This window comes from Streptomyces sp. Ag82_O1-12, assembly GCF_900182715.1.
Lineage (GTDB): Bacteria > Actinomycetota > Actinomycetes > Streptomycetales > Streptomycetaceae > Streptomyces > Streptomyces massasporeus.
Genome location: NZ_FXUW01000001.1, coordinates 5842419 through 5856996 on the forward strand (window position 1 = coordinate 5842419; position 14578 = coordinate 5856996).

The 14578-nt window shown below is 65.5% G+C and carries 13 protein-coding genes, 2 tRNA genes and 1 pseudogene; 11 read left to right on the plus strand and 5 right to left on the minus strand.

From position 1 onward, the window contains the following. Positions 1-297: 297 nt before the first annotated feature. Together QOL88_RS26940 and QOL88_RS26945 are read left to right on the plus strand one after the other, a co-directional pair. On the plus strand, positions 298-495 hold the full coding sequence (locus QOL88_RS26940; RefSeq protein WP_143668893.1) for a hypothetical protein: 198 nt from the start codon (positions 298-300) through the stop codon (positions 493-495). A 238-nt stretch (positions 496-733) separates the two neighbouring features. Next, the gene (locus tag QOL88_RS26945; RefSeq protein WP_257027905.1) at positions 734-1129 is read left to right on the plus strand and encodes a hypothetical protein; all 396 of its coding nucleotides are present in this window, start codon (positions 734-736) and stop codon (positions 1127-1129) included. A 233-nt stretch (positions 1130-1362) separates the two neighbouring features. On the opposite strand, the gene QOL88_RS26950 is transcribed toward QOL88_RS26945, so the two are convergent. Further along, positions 1363-1440: transfer RNA gene (locus QOL88_RS26950), tRNA-Arg, on the minus strand. 172 nt (positions 1441-1612) lie between these two features. Beyond that, on the minus strand, positions 1613-3097 hold the full coding sequence (locus tag QOL88_RS26955; protein WP_179878971.1) for a DUF8370 family protein: 1485 nt from the start codon (positions 3095-3097) through the stop codon (positions 1613-1615). Positions 3098-3467: 370 nt separating this feature from the next. On the opposite strand from QOL88_RS26955, the gene QOL88_RS38940 reads away from it, so the two are divergent. From QOL88_RS38940 to QOL88_RS26970, 4 genes are all read left to right on the plus strand, one after another. Next, positions 3468-3767 carry a DUF6959 family protein gene (locus QOL88_RS38940; protein WP_097220546.1) on the plus strand — a complete coding sequence of 100 codons (300 nt, stop codon included), beginning with the start codon at positions 3468-3470 and terminating at the stop codon, positions 3765-3767. A gap of 448 nt (positions 3768-4215) precedes the next feature. Beyond that, positions 4216-4527, plus strand: coding sequence for a hypothetical protein (locus tag QOL88_RS26960; protein ID WP_143668895.1), 312 nt, complete (start codon positions 4216-4218; stop codon positions 4525-4527). A gap of 16 nt (positions 4528-4543) precedes the next feature. Further along, entirely contained in the window at positions 4544-5584 is a 1041-nt protein-coding gene (locus tag QOL88_RS26965; protein ID WP_143668896.1) for an LPO_1073/Vpar_1526 family protein, read from the plus strand. A 406-nt stretch (positions 5585-5990) separates the two neighbouring features. Next, positions 5991-6164, plus strand: a complete 174-nt coding sequence (locus QOL88_RS26970) for a hypothetical protein (protein ID WP_179878972.1) — start codon at positions 5991-5993, stop codon at positions 6162-6164. A 244-nt stretch (positions 6165-6408) separates the two neighbouring features. Here the strand turns inward: QOL88_RS26970 and QOL88_RS26975 are convergent, their stop codons facing one another. After that, positions 6409-7608, minus strand: a complete 1200-nt coding sequence (locus QOL88_RS26975) for an IS110 family RNA-guided transposase (protein WP_097220551.1) — start codon at positions 7606-7608, stop codon at positions 6409-6411. Positions 7609-8099: 491 nt separating this feature from the next. Here QOL88_RS26975 and QOL88_RS26980 point away from each other — a divergent pair. Further along, a pseudogene (locus tag QOL88_RS26980) lies at positions 8100-8360 on the plus strand (tyrosine-type recombinase/integrase); the annotation flags it as partial. Positions 8361-8465: 105 nt separating this feature from the next. On the opposite strand, the gene QOL88_RS26985 reads toward QOL88_RS26980, so the two are convergent. Beyond that, entirely contained in the window at positions 8466-8972 is a 507-nt protein-coding gene (locus QOL88_RS26985) for a hypothetical protein (protein ID WP_097220554.1), read from the minus strand. Between the two features lie 488 nt (positions 8973-9460). Continuing rightward, positions 9461-9532, minus strand: a tRNA-Arg gene (locus QOL88_RS26990). A gap of 115 nt (positions 9533-9647) precedes the next feature. On the opposite strand from QOL88_RS26990, the gene QOL88_RS26995 reads away from it, so the two are divergent. The 4 genes from QOL88_RS26995 (at position 9648) to QOL88_RS27010 (ending at position 14574) form a co-directional block, all read left to right on the plus strand. Then, positions 9648-10160 (plus strand): response regulator, encoded by a 513-nt coding sequence (locus QOL88_RS26995; protein ID WP_097223204.1) that lies wholly within the window; start codon positions 9648-9650, stop codon positions 10158-10160. A 378-nt stretch (positions 10161-10538) separates the two neighbouring features. After that, complete coding sequence (gene nrtL, locus QOL88_RS27000) at positions 10539-11708, plus strand: ArgS-related anticodon-binding protein NrtL (RefSeq protein ID WP_097220556.1); 1170 nt, start codon at positions 10539-10541, stop codon at positions 11706-11708. A gap of 16 nt (positions 11709-11724) precedes the next feature. Then, the gene (lysA, locus tag QOL88_RS27005; protein ID WP_097220559.1) at positions 11725-13116 is read left to right on the plus strand and encodes a diaminopimelate decarboxylase; all 1392 of its coding nucleotides are present in this window, start codon (positions 11725-11727) and stop codon (positions 13114-13116) included. Positions 13117-13281: 165 nt separating this feature from the next. Next, the gene (locus QOL88_RS27010; protein WP_097220561.1) at positions 13282-14574 is read left to right on the plus strand and encodes a homoserine dehydrogenase; all 1293 of its coding nucleotides are present in this window, start codon (positions 13282-13284) and stop codon (positions 14572-14574) included. Positions 14575-14578: the final 4 nt, after the last annotated feature.

The following is a 14578-nucleotide window of genomic DNA, read 5'->3' on the forward strand; positions in this document are numbered from 1 at the left end:
GAGACGGATCGTGGGGCCGGGGAAGTGGCGGGGGCCGTGGGGCGACGAACACGCCGCGATCGGGCTGTCCGTCGACACGGCCCAGCGAGGCCCGCTACTAGGCTCCGCTCGCCGGCCAAGAGGACAGCCAGCTCGTCGTCGTGAACAAGTCCGCGGTGAAGCGGAACTGCTCGAATCGTCAGCGGGTCCGGTCCGTCGTGTTCTAGAGTGCGAGCGCGGCCGAGAGCAGGAGGCCGAGAGACGTACGGACATTCAGATCGTCAAGGTGCCGATCTTTCGCAAGCGGGGGAAGAGTTGATGGACGAGGACAAGAAGAAGGACGCCGAGCTACCACCCTTGCTCTCCCGGTTCGTGGACGCGGCGGTGTGGGCCAGGACAAACAGTGATCTTGTCTGGGACAGGCAAGCGGATGGAGGGTTCCGCGCTGGACTCGTCCTCAAGTGGCGAAGGAAAGCGTGGCAGAGGATTGCTGTGGCACTCGCAGCGCGTGTCTGATCTAGGCCTGCCACCTGGCCCGGAGTCCCCGAGTGCGGCACTGTGTCCCCGACTGATTGAGTCAGGCTAGGGGGAATTGGAGTTGTGGGAGCAGTTGCCAGCTTTGCTGGGTGTAGTAGTTGGAGCCGCGAGTTCCTTCGTGGCAACGAGCATCACGGAGCGGAGCCGGTGGCGACGAGGCAGGGCCGAGCGGTGGGATGAAAAGAGGCTGGACGCGTATGCGTCCTACGCCAACATCTTGAAGCAGCATCTGAGCGTTGCACAGCGCATGGGGGCGGCAAGAGGGTTTCCGCATGCAGTGGACCCGTTGGATTCCGAACAGGGCATGACGCAGCTAGCCGAGAATGAAGTACGGCGTGCGGCCGAGTGGGAATCTGTGCTGCTGATCGGCGACGCAGAAACGATAGGGGCGGCACGTAAGTGGCACGAAGCGGTTTGGAACGTTGAGCTGTACGCGCGCGGTCTGAAAGATGATCCTGCGGGATGGACAAGGGCCGTGCAGCAGGTGAGCCGAGCGCGTGACGCCTTCTATGCCCTTGCGCGACGTGATCTTGATATCTCAGGGCCGCCTCCCCCTTCTGGCAACTGGCCGCGGGCCTGGCAGCAGGAGGACGAGCCCGGCGACGGGACATGATCCCGATACACCTCCGACACGCGCACCTGCGGCATGATGGCCCCTGGACTACGGTCCGGGGGCCTCGGCGTTTTCCGGGCCTGACCTGCGGATTCCTGCCCTGTAGCTAGTCCACGGATAGTCCACAGCTCTCGACATACAGCCGCTCCGACCGGCACACGCCTGCACACACACGAAGACCCCGTCTCAGCGAAAGCGCTGATGGCGGGGTCTTTGGGCACCTTAATCCAAGGTGCCCCCGGCAGGATTCGAACCTGCGCACACGGCTCCGGAGGCCGCTTTTATCCCACGTGTTTCAGCTGGTCACGGGCCCTGGCGATGGCTGAGCGTTCTGCTTCGGGCCACGGATGGTCCACGGAACGGCGGCGCTAACCAGCTGGCTCAGCAACACCATGGAGCGGCCCAGACGCTCGGGCTTGTTCCCTGTTGTGCGCCGCTAAAGGGTGCCGCGCTTCAGAAGAACGCCAGTCCAGCAAGCAAGGATCAGCTAACGAGTTTACGGAAGCGTTCAAAAAGCAGTCGGAACTCCCCTGGGTAGGGTTGCTCCTGGTCTTCGTCATCGATCTTATTCGAGTCGGCAGGGCTTTGTGCTGTGATGACCTCATCGACGAGATCTGAAAGATCGCTGTCGTCTAGAAGGAGCACGAACTCATGGCGACTAAGCGCTGTATCCCTGCAGCGCTGAAGGAAGTGGTCCTTATCCGTGAGGGACCGGCATAGCAGCAGTCCCACCTTTCCGCGTAGTGGCGAGAACCTGCCGCAAAGCTGATCTAACTCGGGATTCCCGAGCTCGGAGTGATAATTCTTGCATTCTACGAAAATGTGCGAGCTCGGATGACCTTGTCGTGTTATCCATCCGAAAAACCCTTCAGTTGCGTTATTTGTGTATGTGATATCAACTCGCTTTCGGGATTGATCCAAGGGATGTTCGACAACCGGGTAGGTCAGCCAAGGGTAGAAGACCGCACTAAGGAGTGCGTGCACCCTGTGATGGTAAGTAGTGGCATTCTCGGCACCGGGTGGCGTGTCAAGCACGTCGTTCAGAAGGTTCCGATAGCTGACAGGTTTGGTCCCCGTGGCAGCGCTCAGCTCATCGTGATCGAGAGGACGGGATGGCTTCTTGCGCTTCTCCTCCTTATAGGCGTGGAGAACTTGAGAGCGCGTCAACGTCAGGTCCACCATCTTTTCTTTGTCGCCACCGTACTCCTTTTCGACATCCATCTTGGTTACATATTTTCGCCCAGTCTTAGCGGTTTGTACGAGCTTGCTGCCTGGCTTGTCGAGCTCCTCGTCTTGCAGGGTCGGCGCCAAATGGTTCCTAAAGTACTCCTCCTTGGTCAAATGCAGGTCGTGGCGGACGATCACCTTGGGCACCAAGAGCAAGGGACTTCCTGGTAGCAGCATGCGAGTATTTCCCTCCTCCCACTCGCAAGTTGAGTGATTCCAGACAAGTCCGCTGTACACGCCGTCTTGCAGTTCCATGCCATAAATCGAGGCCATTGACTGCGTGTACGAGATCAGCATCCCGCGAATGATGTTCGTGGTCACATCGGAGATGATGTCTTTACCGATTCCTTCTATGAAGAGTGCAGTATCCTCCAGGTCCTCAAGCAAGCCAGTCTCCGCAGCTCGGCTCACCACTAGGTTGTTGGTAATGCGTTGCACGAGATAGGGGCCTAGGCCTCGACCGCGCGATTTCCCTTTTGACAGACCGAAGTGTGTCTCGTTCGGCTCCTGCAATCGAACAAGGAGCTCACGGAGCCGGTCCTGGTCGCCAGCGTTGATTGCGTCTACCACACTATGAAAGAAGGTCGAAAGCATAGTGTGACACTGACTTGACCACTCATCTGGAAGATTTTTGAGCGTGCTCGGATCGATATAAACGGGCGTGTCTTTTTCGACATCCACATCAACGAAGTCGAGAGTCGGCTGCGTTCGACCCAGCTTGTAGTATTCGGAAACACGCATTGACGCCCCCCAGGTTCGCCGACCGGTCTTCCGCAGATCGGCATCAATACCCAGGAATGGATTTCTGTACGCTCAACAGCGCCGAGTTGGCTGAAAGTAGGTCCGGGCGGGTCTGCGGCTGGGAGAGGCGCCGGCACTAGTCCGAGGCGGCCAGGCTTCTCGAACGAGCAGAGCCCGAGTGGCGCGTTGCCTGCGGCGGGCGTGACGATGAGACGGCACGGAGGGTGCTCAACGCACAGATGGCCGGCGGCTCCCTTTAATGCCAGAGCACCGCTTTAGGAGTTCGCTCCATCGGCCACCCTGGAGCCTCGACGCCCTCGTTCGCCCTGCGCGTTCGGTCACTCAAGGGTGCCTGTGTACGCCGTCGTTGATGTCAGCTGGTGATGTCAGGTTGGATGGTGTGACGGAGCGCGTTGAGGCAGAGCTGTTCACTGATGGTGGCAACGACGCTGTGGTTCGCCTGCCCGGTCGGAGGTTCCCGGGTGTGCTGATGCAGGGCGACTCCCTTCACATACTTCGTAGTGACCTGGCCCAGGTGATGGAAGCGTGTGGGCGGGGCGACCTGGCCGAGGCGCGGGACTCAGCCGGCCTGCTCCTCGGGGGCCTGGATGTTCTACTGAAGCGCTACGAGGACGCACTGCAGCAGCACGAGATTCCTCGGCCTTACTGAGCAGTGGGGTCTATGACCTCTTCGTCCCGAAGCAACTTGGGCGGGGGTGCTCCCTTGCGCTGGTGTGGCTCTCACCTGCGCTGAGGGTCCGCAGACGTTCGCGCTCGTCCGCCGTTGTTCGTCGGCGTCGTCACGCAGTTAGACACTCACGCTGCCCCTCGGTGCGAATCACGGCGGGTAGGTCGCTCAGGTCCCACTCGGCCGGTCAGCCGTGGTCTTGTGCGTGCTGTCGGTCGACTGCGGTCCATGCCGCTTCTGTACAGCCACGGCTAATCATCGGTGGCCGTGACCTGCGGGATCACTGTTGCGGGCGCTGCAACTCTCCGACGTGTACGTGGGTCTTGCGGCGGCGGGTGCCAAGCAGCGCGGCATAAATTTGCTAATAGCACGTTCTGATCCATCATGCAAATGGCTAGCACAGCGCGCCTCCGGCCCTGACAATCGCCACATGACTCAAGCGCAACGCATCGCTGTGTGGGTGGGGGCAACACTGTTCGGGGTGGCCTGTCTGGGGCTTGGCATCTACATGGCGCAGATCGGGCTAGAGAAGGCTGACCAAGTGTCAGGAATTCTCGGTATGATCATCGGCCTTGCGGGCCTAGTGGCATCCGTTTGGAGCATGATTAATGCGCGGAACGCAATTCGGCCGCCCGGCCAGTCGCAACTTCCCCGACTGCATCAGTCCCAGCGAAGTGGTGACAACTCGAAGAACTACCAATCTGGTGGAAATATGAACATTGGCGACAATAACAAATTCTGATACTGGAGTTGATCCGGTGGCATGGTGGCAGAAGCAGCGCTCGGGCGATAACTCGCAGAATATCCAGGCCGCGATAGCCAATTTTGGTCTCGGCTACGATGACGTCCTGGCGGTTGTCTCGAATTACGTTGAAAACAATCTGTCGAGGCTCTCTCAAGCAGCTTACGAGGAAGCGAGAGATAGAGTCGAAGAGTTGATGGTAAATTACCTTCGGGAGATCCAGGAGCGAAGTCCTGCTGCACTAGAGAATGCTAAAGATCCTGGTGTTCAGTCTTCGATGCTCGATGCGCAGTCAGCGTTCGCCAAGTCCGGAGATCCGGATTTGGGAGAAGTGCTTGTCGAAATGCTCGTCAAGCGAACCGAGAGTACCGATCGAGATCTTCAACAACTGGTTCTAACGGAAGCCATCACCTCGGCCGGTAAACTTTCGTATCGACATGTCAAGCTGATCACTGCACTATTTCTGAGTGTTTCGGTTGATGTCGGTTTCCCTCCGAGCCCGAGAGTATTGTACGGAACCCTGGAACGCCACCTCTCGCCGATTCTGACGGGTTTGAGGGCGTCGAACGCAGACGTTCAATACCTGGCAGATAGCGGGGTCACGCGTATTGAACCTCTCTCGGAGCGGCAGTTCCCATCCGTGCTTCGCGCTAGCTACCCTGGACTATTTTGTAGAGGATTCGGTGTCGGGTCGTCGCCGAACGTGGAGAAGTATGTCGACACGCCCCTCTTGATTCCGTGCATTCGCGATAACTCTCTCCTGCAGGTGAATGCTGTGAGTGAGAGGCATCTCGATGTAGTGCTTGCCGAGCAAGGAATGGTAGACGCCAAGGCTGAATTGAAGCAGCTGCTGCAAGAAAATCCGGTCCCAGATGATGAAATCGAGAAGGAGTTGGTTGCTCAGGTTCCGGGCATGTCTGAGTACCTGGACATTTGGACGAGTACCGTGCTCAGGAACAGTGTCCCGTCTGTTGTTGGCATGGCTATCGCTCATGCGAATTTGAAGAAGACGCTTGGCGCTGTTTTCGATGCAGATCTTGGCATCTGGGTATCTTAAAGGTCGGCGGAGCGGCTTTGGGCTGGAGTTTCAATGACTGAGTCAAGCCACGGGGACTGATCGGAGCCCGTGAACACGATCAGGGCCAGGCGGCAGATTCATCCTCTGACCTGGCCCTGAGTCGCATGGTTCGCCGACGCTCCCCGTTGTTCCCCGCCGCAAGCCATCTGACCAGGCACGTCAGGGGCCAGGGTCGCCGAACCCCTGGCAGGGCCCCCGGTCCCTCAGTTCGCCTACGAGGAGTTCCGCTCTGTCTGGCTGATCAGCACACCAGCAGCGCGTCGTCGAACGTGATCGGCCTGGTCCGGCATCGGCGAACCTGAGATCATGCCGCGTGCATTGGTATGGACGACCTGTCCATCTCCGTAGTGCTTTCCACCGCAGACACTTCTGAGGAGAGGCTCTCGTGAAGAAGAACAGCATGACCACTGGCTTACCTCTCGTCATCGGCACCGTGATTGCCGCTGGCGTCCTCGTTCAGGACAACTACGGCGGCGCCGTCTTCGCCGTCGTGGCTGGTGCCGGCGCCTCGCTTGTCCTGCACCGCAGGTCTAGCCGCAACCAGGGGCGCGCTGAGTAGCTACGAGCCGGGCAGCGCGAAGCCCAGGACAAAGCCACGAGGTCGGTGGAGTTTCAAATGACCGAGTCGAGGCCGTGGGCGCTCGCCAGTAGTGCGGGTGGCCCCTGGCCTCGGACATCGTTTGTGCCTCAGCCGACGAAAGCCAGCCAGGATGGCGGGCACGTCGACCGGTCAGGCGCGCGTGTGTCTCGCTGCACCCCCACCGGCCTCAACCACGCTGCCATGTGTGTGACGTCGAGTTGATTCAAGCGGTCTGCGTGGGCGGGGCGGGGGTGAAGGATCGGTTGTCGCGCAGGAGAGCCCACATCACGCTGGTGCGGCGTCGTGCGAGGGCGATGACGGCCTGGACGTGTTTGCAGCCTTCGCCGTGTTTCTTGAGGTAGTAGTCCCGGTTCGGGCCGTCTCGGACGATGCTGGTCTGCGCGGAGAGGTAGAAGACTCTGCGCAGGCGGCGGCTGTAGCGCTTGGGGCGGTGCAGGTTGCCGGTGCGGCGGCCGGAATCGCGTGGGACGGGGACGAGTCCGGCGGCTGACGCGAGGTGGCCAGCGTCGGTGTAGGAGGTCAGGTCTCCTGCGGCGACGACGAATTCGGCTCCGAGGATGGGCCCCATGCCGGGCAGGGACTCGATGATCTCGGCCTGTGGGTGAGTGCGGAAGGTGCCGCGGATCTGCCGGTCGAGTCGTCGCAGTCGGTCGTCCAGGTCCAGGATCTGTGTGGCCAGGTCGGCGACGATCTGTGCGGCGGTGTCCTCGCCGGGCAGTGCGGTCTGCTGGGCCTGGGCCGCTTCCAAGGCCGCGGTGGCCACGCTCTCCGGGTCGCGGACTCCTCGATTGGTCAGCCAGGCGGTCAGGCGGGACAAGCCGCGTCGGCGGAGGGCGGCCGGGGTCTGGTATCCGGTCAGCAGCACCCGTGCGCCTTTGCGGGCCGAGTAGTCGAAGGCTCGCTCCAGGGCGGGGAACATGCCGGTGAGCACATCGCGGAGCCGGTTGACCGTCCGCACCCGGTCAGTGATCAGGTCGGTGCGGTGCGCGGTGAGGAGTGCGAGGTCGGCGGCCAGCTGCGCGGGCACGTCGAGCAGGGTGAAGTCCCGGCGGTGCCGGGCGGTTTCGGCGATGACATAGGCGTCGCGGGCATCGGTTTTGGCCTCACCCCGGTAGGCGCCGGTCATGCGGTTGACGGTGCGGCCGGGCACGTAGACAGCCCTTTGGCCATGGGCTGCCAGCAGCGCCAGCAGCAGGGCTGAGGACCTGCTGGAGATGTCTACCGCCCAGTGCACCTCGTCGGCCAGGTCCAAGATCTCGCCGAGCGCGGTCAGGATCGCCGACTCGTCGTTTTCGATCTTCTTCGACCACAGGGTCGCGCCGGTCTCGTCGACCACTGCGGCCCAGTGATGGCCCTTGCCCGCGTCGATACCAACCCATATCCGGGCCCGCTGTTTGTTCACGCGTCCCTCCCGCAGCCGAGTTCGTTCCGTCGGCCCGAAGGACACCCCGTCGTCAGCTCCGTAAGCAGCGACCCATTCCGCGCATTTCAATCAGCGACCAGGGCGCCCCGGAGGACCGGACGGCCACTCCAGCCGAGCCACGGTCGGCAAGCTGCTTTGAAGCCACATCCGGCCCTCCCGGGCCACCGAACAACTTACGGAGCTGCTTTGGGGCGAGTGATCATGGCCCCGTAAGCTTCCGGCTCGTCGGGCAGTCTGTGGACCTGCCCGTTAAAGCACGACGTTGGGGCCATGATCTTAGAGGCTCGCCCCAAAGTGGCTGCCTAAAGCCGTGGAGCCGACCGCCCCAGCCACAGAGGGTGTCCCACCTTCATGACCGCAGCCGCCGAGCGCGCCGCCGAGCGCGCCGCCGGGCGCGGCCAGCCGGGGCGCAGACAGGAGGCAGGCCGCGCCGCAGAGGCGGCGCGCGCCCGCGCCGTGCGCGGGCCTTGACCTACTACCGCGTGTGGCAGGAGGCCCGGCTCCTCGCGCTTCCGCCGGCCGTCGCGGCCTCGCCGCTCGCGAGTCGGCCGTACGACCTCCGGCACTCGGCGCTGTCGACATGGCTCAACGCCGGCGTCGACCCGACAGAGGTGGCCGAGCGCGCCGGCAACAGTGTCGAGGTCCTGCTGACCCGCTACGCGAAGTGCCTCGACGGACGGCAGGACGTTGCGAACCGGCGTATCGAGGACCTGCTCCGCGAGTACGAGTGAGACAACCTGTACCGACACCGAGGCCCCAGGCATGCCGCCTGGGGCCTCCCTCGTTCCGGCCCTACCCGCGCCAATGCTTCGTTTCGTAACGGGCCGATAACAGTTCTACTGGGATTCCTCGGAACCGTCCTCGCTCACTCCAGCGACTCTGCCGCCGACGAACGCCACGCTCAGCGCGAGGGCGGCTACACCGGTGGCTGCTACCAGCTTCATCCCCGCCCCCTGGAACTGCTTGCTCTCGCTGTCCTTCTCGAATACCCGCCCCACGTTTCGTTCGAAGCGGTCGTGGAGGGACTCCCGCTGTGCCTCGGTGAGGTCGTCCCGAGCGAGGTCGGCCTGCAGAGCGTCCCGCTGGTCCTGTGCAGCCTTGTAGAAGTGGTTCTGACTGTTCTCGTTGGCTGCGAGAGTGGACCTGTGGGCCTCTGCGACTGCATCGATGTTGGCCTTGCCCAGGTCCTTGAATGCAGGGAACTGCTCGATGAGCTTGAGCCGCGCCTCGGTGGCCATCTCGGGCATCGCTGCCGCGAACTTGAGCACCTTGTCCTTGGACAGGTTCCGCCAGTTCGGGATACCCAACTTCCGCTTGACCGCTGATTCGTTCACGTCGCCCATCCCTGACTCCACTCGTCATCCCGTGAGGCATCCCGGATAGTAGCGGTGCCCATCGACAAGCCCCTCTTCCTCGGCCTGCTCGCCATGACTCTGTGAACGGTATTCGCGGCTCAGGTACACCCAATACGCGTCAGTCGACGGGACGACCGGACCAACGATTGGATGGGACGGTACGACGCAGGTCAGCCCGTCTCTGACTCCGGCCTCGTCGTTCGTCTAGATCCATAAGAGAACCCCTGGGCGCTGGCAGCACTCATAGGCGCCGTTGGTAGCCCCGGTGGCGCGACGACATGTACCTGGGTCTGGCCTTAGCGCGAGCGTCGCCTTCTCTTGGACCTCACCTGCGGCGATGTCTCAAGATCCCGTCCACGCCTCGTCCACAGCCCCCGACATACGGCCGCTCCGGGCCGCATACGCCTGCACATACGCGAAGACCCCGCACTCAGCGTTTCCGCTGATGACGGGGTCTTTGGGCACCTAATCCAAGGTGCCCCCGGCAGGATTCGAACCTGCGCACACGGCTCCGGAGGCCGTTGCTCTATCCCCTGAGCTACGGGGGCGTGTTCGTCGCGTTGCTCGCGGCGACGGGTAGAACACTACCAGCTCCCTCGGTGTGGTCATGAACGGGTTTCCGCTGTCGGGGGCGGGGGTGTGAGTCGCTCGTGCGGGGTGGAAGTGGGGAAAACCCGGACGCGATGGCCGGGGTCGACCTACTCTCGAGTTGTGCCAGGCGTGTCGGGCCGGGTGCTTGTTGTGGACGACAACAAGGTCATCCGGCAGTTGATCAGGGTCAACCTCGAGCTGGAGGGGCTGGAGGTCGTGACCGCGGCCGATGGTGCCGAGTGTCTTGATGTCGTTCATCAGGTGCGGCCCGATGTTGTGACCCTCGACGTCGTCATGCCGCGGCTGGACGGGCTCAGGACCGCCGCCCGGCTGCGGGCCGATCCCCGTACCCGCGACATGCCCCTCGCCATCGTCAGCGCCTGCGGTCATCCCGAGATCGAGGCCGGGCTCGAAGTGGGCGTCGACGCCTTTCTCTCCAAGCCCTTCGAGCCGGCCGAACTGGTGCGGATAGTGCGCCAGTTGGTCGAGCGGGCCCGGGGCGGGGGCCGGGAGCGCGGTGGCAGCCCCGACGCCGGTGGTGATGCCGCCCCGGTGAAGGAAGTGGATCAACCCGCCGTGCCGTAGCCGCAGCCGTAGTCCCCCGCCGTGCCGTAGCCGCAACCGTAGTCCCCCGCCGTGCCGTAGTGGCAGCCGTATCCGTAGCCCACGCCGCGCCGTAACCGTATCCGCAGTCATAGGGGGAGTGGCCCGAGCACCGGCCCTCGCCGCAGCCCGCCCTCGGCAGGCGCCCTGTCGCCTTCCCGGACCAGCCCGCCCTCAACAGGCGCCGCGACCGCGACCGGACCGGATCCCCGGACAAGCCACCCCCCCGTCCACCCCGCCCCTGTCCACCCCGCCCCCGTCCACCCCCGCCCCCCGTCCACCCCCGCCCCCCGTCCACATCCCGGGACCGTACGGAAACCGGCTCGCATACCCACCCCCTCCCTCCCATACGCTTGTCCCGTGACCCCCGTCGAGCTCTCCCGCACCGTGCTGCACGCCGTGCGCCGCGCTGTCGACGAGGGTGAGCTCAGCGTGACCGTTCCGGAGCGGGCCGTGGTCGCTCCGCCGGGGCCGGGCGGGTGTGGCGACTACGCCACGAACGTCGCCCTCCAGTTGGCCCGCCCCGCCGGGCAGCCGCCGCAGCGTGTCGCCGAGATCCTGCGCGCCCGGCTCCTCGACGAGCAGCGGTTCACCGACGTCGTCGTCACCGGGCCCGGCTTCCTCAACTTCAGCCTGCGCGGCACCGCCTCCGCCGACCTCGTCGAGGAGGTCCTGCGGCGCGGGTTGCGCTACGGGCACGCGACGACCGGCTTCAGCGGGACCGCCGTCGGGATCTCGTGTCCGGCAGAGGTGCGTGCCGTCGTGGTCGCGGACGCCGTGAGCCGGGTGCTGCGCAGCCAGGGGGCCTACGTCCGCGTCGAGTGCGAGGGCCGGCCCGCCCCGGAGTGGCAGTCCGTCCTCGGGGCCGACGTCACCACCCCGGGCCCCCGCACCGCCGACACGCACGTTCGCACCGCCGACAGGCACGTTCGCACCGCCGACAGGCACGTTCGCACCGCCGACACGCACGTTCGCACCGCCGACACGCACGTTCGCACCGCCGACACCTACGTCCGTGTCGCCGACACCTACGTCCGTGTCGCCCCCGTCCCCGCCCCCGCCGACCCCCTGCCCCTCGGCCGCGACGCCGCCCGCTGGGCGCTGCTGCACCCCGCCGCCCACGACCGGCCCCGGATCCCCGGCGACCACCTCGTCCAGCGGGAGGGCAACCCCCTCTTCCGCGTCCGGTACGCCCACGCCCGCACCCGGGCCCTCCTGCGCAACGCCGCCGACCTCGGCTTCCACCCCGAGCCCGGTCCCGTGAGCGAAGCCGACGCGCTGACCGCCCTCATCGGCGACCACCCCCGCGTCCTCGCCGCCACCGCCACGCATCACACCCCCGACCGCCTGGCCCGGCACCTCCTCGCCGTCGCCGATGCCGCGATGCCCCTGCTCCCCGCCGTGCTGCCCCTCGGTGAGGAGAAACCCTCGGCCGCCCACCGTGCCCGGCTCGCGCTCGCCGAAGCCGTCGGGACGGTGCTGGCCGGCGGCCTGTCCCTGCTCGGCATCGACGCTCCCGACCACCTCTGAGAGACACGAACAGATCATGAGCCGTTCCGCACACCCCGCCGGGCCCCGTCACGCCGATGTCCTCCCCGAGGGCCACTACTCCGCCCCGCCCGCCGACCTCAACGCGCTGGACCCCAAGGTGTGGGCCCAGACCGTGACGCGTGACGAGGACGGAGTCGTGACCGTCGGCGGCATCCCCGTCACCCGGCTCGCCGAGGAGTACGGCACCCCCGCCTACGTCCTGGACGAGGCGGACTTCCGGGCCCGCGCGCGAGCCTGGCGTACCGCCTTCGGGGCCGAAGCCGACGTGTTCTACGCCGGCAAGGCGTTCCTCTCCCGCGCCGTGGTGCGCTGGCTCGACGAGGAGGGGCTGAACGTCGACGTCTGCTCGGGCGGCGAGCTGGCCACCGCCCTCTCCGCCGGCATGCCCGCCGACCGCATCGCCTTCCACGGCAACAACAAGTCGGTCGGCGAGATCACCCGGGCCGTCGAGGCCGGGGTCGGGCACATCGTCCTCGACTCGTTCCAGGAGATCGTCCGCGTCGCCCACATCGCGCAGAGCCTCGGCAAGCGGCAGAAGGTCCTCATCCGCATCACCGTCGGCGTCGAGGCCCACACCCACGAGTTCATCGCCACGGCCCACGAGGACCAGAAGTTCGGCATCCCGCTGGCCGGCGGGCAGGCCGCCGAGGCCGTACGCCGGGCCCTGCAGCTCGACGGGCTGGAGCTCGTCGGCATCCACAGCCACATCGGGTCGCAGATCTTCGACATGTCCGGGTTCGAGGTGGCCGCGCACCGGGTCGTCTCGCTGCTGAAGGCCGTCCGCGACGAGCACGGCGTCGAGCTGCCCGAGATCGACCTCGGCGGCGGGCTCGGCATCGCGTACACCAGCGACGACGACCCCCGCGAGCCGCACGAGATCGCCAAGGCGCTCACCGAGATCGTCACGAGGGAGTGCGACGCGGCCAAGCTGCGCACGCCGCGCATCTCCGTCGAGCCGGGGCGGGCCATCGTCGGGCCGACCGCCTTCACGCTCTACGAGGTCGGCACCATCAAGCCCCTCGACGGGCTGCGGACGTACGTCTCGGTCGACGGCGGCATGTCGGATAACATCCGCACCGCGCTGTACGACGCGGAGTACAGCGTCGCTCTGGTCTCGCGCACCTCCGACGCCGAGCCGATGCTGGCCCGTGTCGTCGGCAAGCACTGCGAGAGCGGGGACATCGTGGTCAAGGACGCGTTCCTGCCGGCCGACCTGGCACCGGGTGACCTCATCGCCGTCCCCGCGACGGGTGCCTACTGCCGGTCCATGGCCAGCAACTACAACCACGTGCTGCGACCGCCGGTCGTCGCCGTCGACGGCGGTGAGGCGCGGGTGATCGTCCGCCGCGAGACGGAGGAGGACCTGCTGCGTCTCGACGTCGGCTGAACGGCAGAAGGCCGAAAGCCGAAGCACGCGGGTGGCGGAAGATCTCCTGTCCGCCGCCCTCGCGGAAATGAAATAGACGTCTCACGATCCGGACCGGGGGCAGAAACTCCCGTCCGGTGAGTGAGACTGGTTCCACCGTAGACGGTAAAGAGGAAACGAGGTCGGATGATGCGTACGCGTCCGCTGAAGGTGGCGCTGCTGGGCTGTGGAGTGGTCGGCTCAGAGGTGGCGCGCATCATGACGACGCACGCCGACGACCTCACGGCCCGGATCGGGGCCCCGGTGGAGCTCGCGGGGGTGGCCGTACGCCGCCCCGACCGGGTGCGCGAGGGCATCGCCCCCGAGCTCGTCACCACCGACGCCACCGCCCTCGTCAAACGCGGCGACATCGACGTCGTGGTCGAGGTCATCGGCGGCATCGAGCCCGCGCGCGGCCTCATCACCACCGCTTTCGAGCACGGCGCCTCCGTCGTCTCCGCCAACAAGGCGCTGCTCGCCCAGGACGGCGCCGCCCTGCACGCCGTCGCCGAGCAGCACGGCAAGGACCTCTATTACGAGGCCGCCGTCGCCGGTGCCATCCCGCTGCTGCGGCCGCTGCGCGAGTCCCTCGCCGGCGACAAGATCAACCGGGTGATGGGCATCGTCAACGGCACGACGAACTTCATCCTCGACAAGATGGACTCCACCGGCGCCGGCTACCAGGAGGCCCTCGACGAGGCCACCGCGCTGGGCTACGCGGAGGCCGACCCGACCGCCGACGTCGAGGGCTTCGACGCCGCCGCCAAGGCCGCGATCCTCGCCGGCATCGCCTTCCACACGCGCGTGCGCCTCGACGACGTCTACCGCGAGGGCATGGCCGAGGTGACCGCGGCCGACTTCGCCTCCGCGAAGGAGATGGGCTGCACCATCAAACTGCTCGCCATCTGCGAGCGGGCCGAGGACGGGGCGTCCGTCACCGCCCGCGTGCACCCGGCCATGATCCCGCTGAGCCACCCGCTGGCCTCCGTCCGCGGCGCCTACAACGCCGTGTTCGTCGAGTCCGACGCCGCCGGGCAGCTCATGTTCTACGGCCCCGGAGCGGGCGGTTCCCCCACCGCCTCCGCCGTGCTCGGCGACCTCGTCGCCGTCTGCCGCAACCGGATCGGCGGCGCGACCGGACCAGGCGCTTCCGCCTACGCCGCGCTGCCGGTGTCCCCGATGGGCGACGTCGTCACGCGGTACCACATCAGCCTCGACGTGGCTGACAAACCGGGTGTTCTCGCCCAGGTCGCGACCGTCTTCGCCGAGCACGGAGTCTCGATCGATACGGTTCGCCAGTCGGGGAAGGACGGCGAGGCCTCCCTCGTCGTCGTCACGCACCGTGCGTCCGACGCGGCCCTCACCGGGACCGTCGAGGCGTTGCGCAAGCTCGACACCGTGCGTGGTGTCGCAAGCATCATGCGGGTTGAAGGAGAGTAACCAG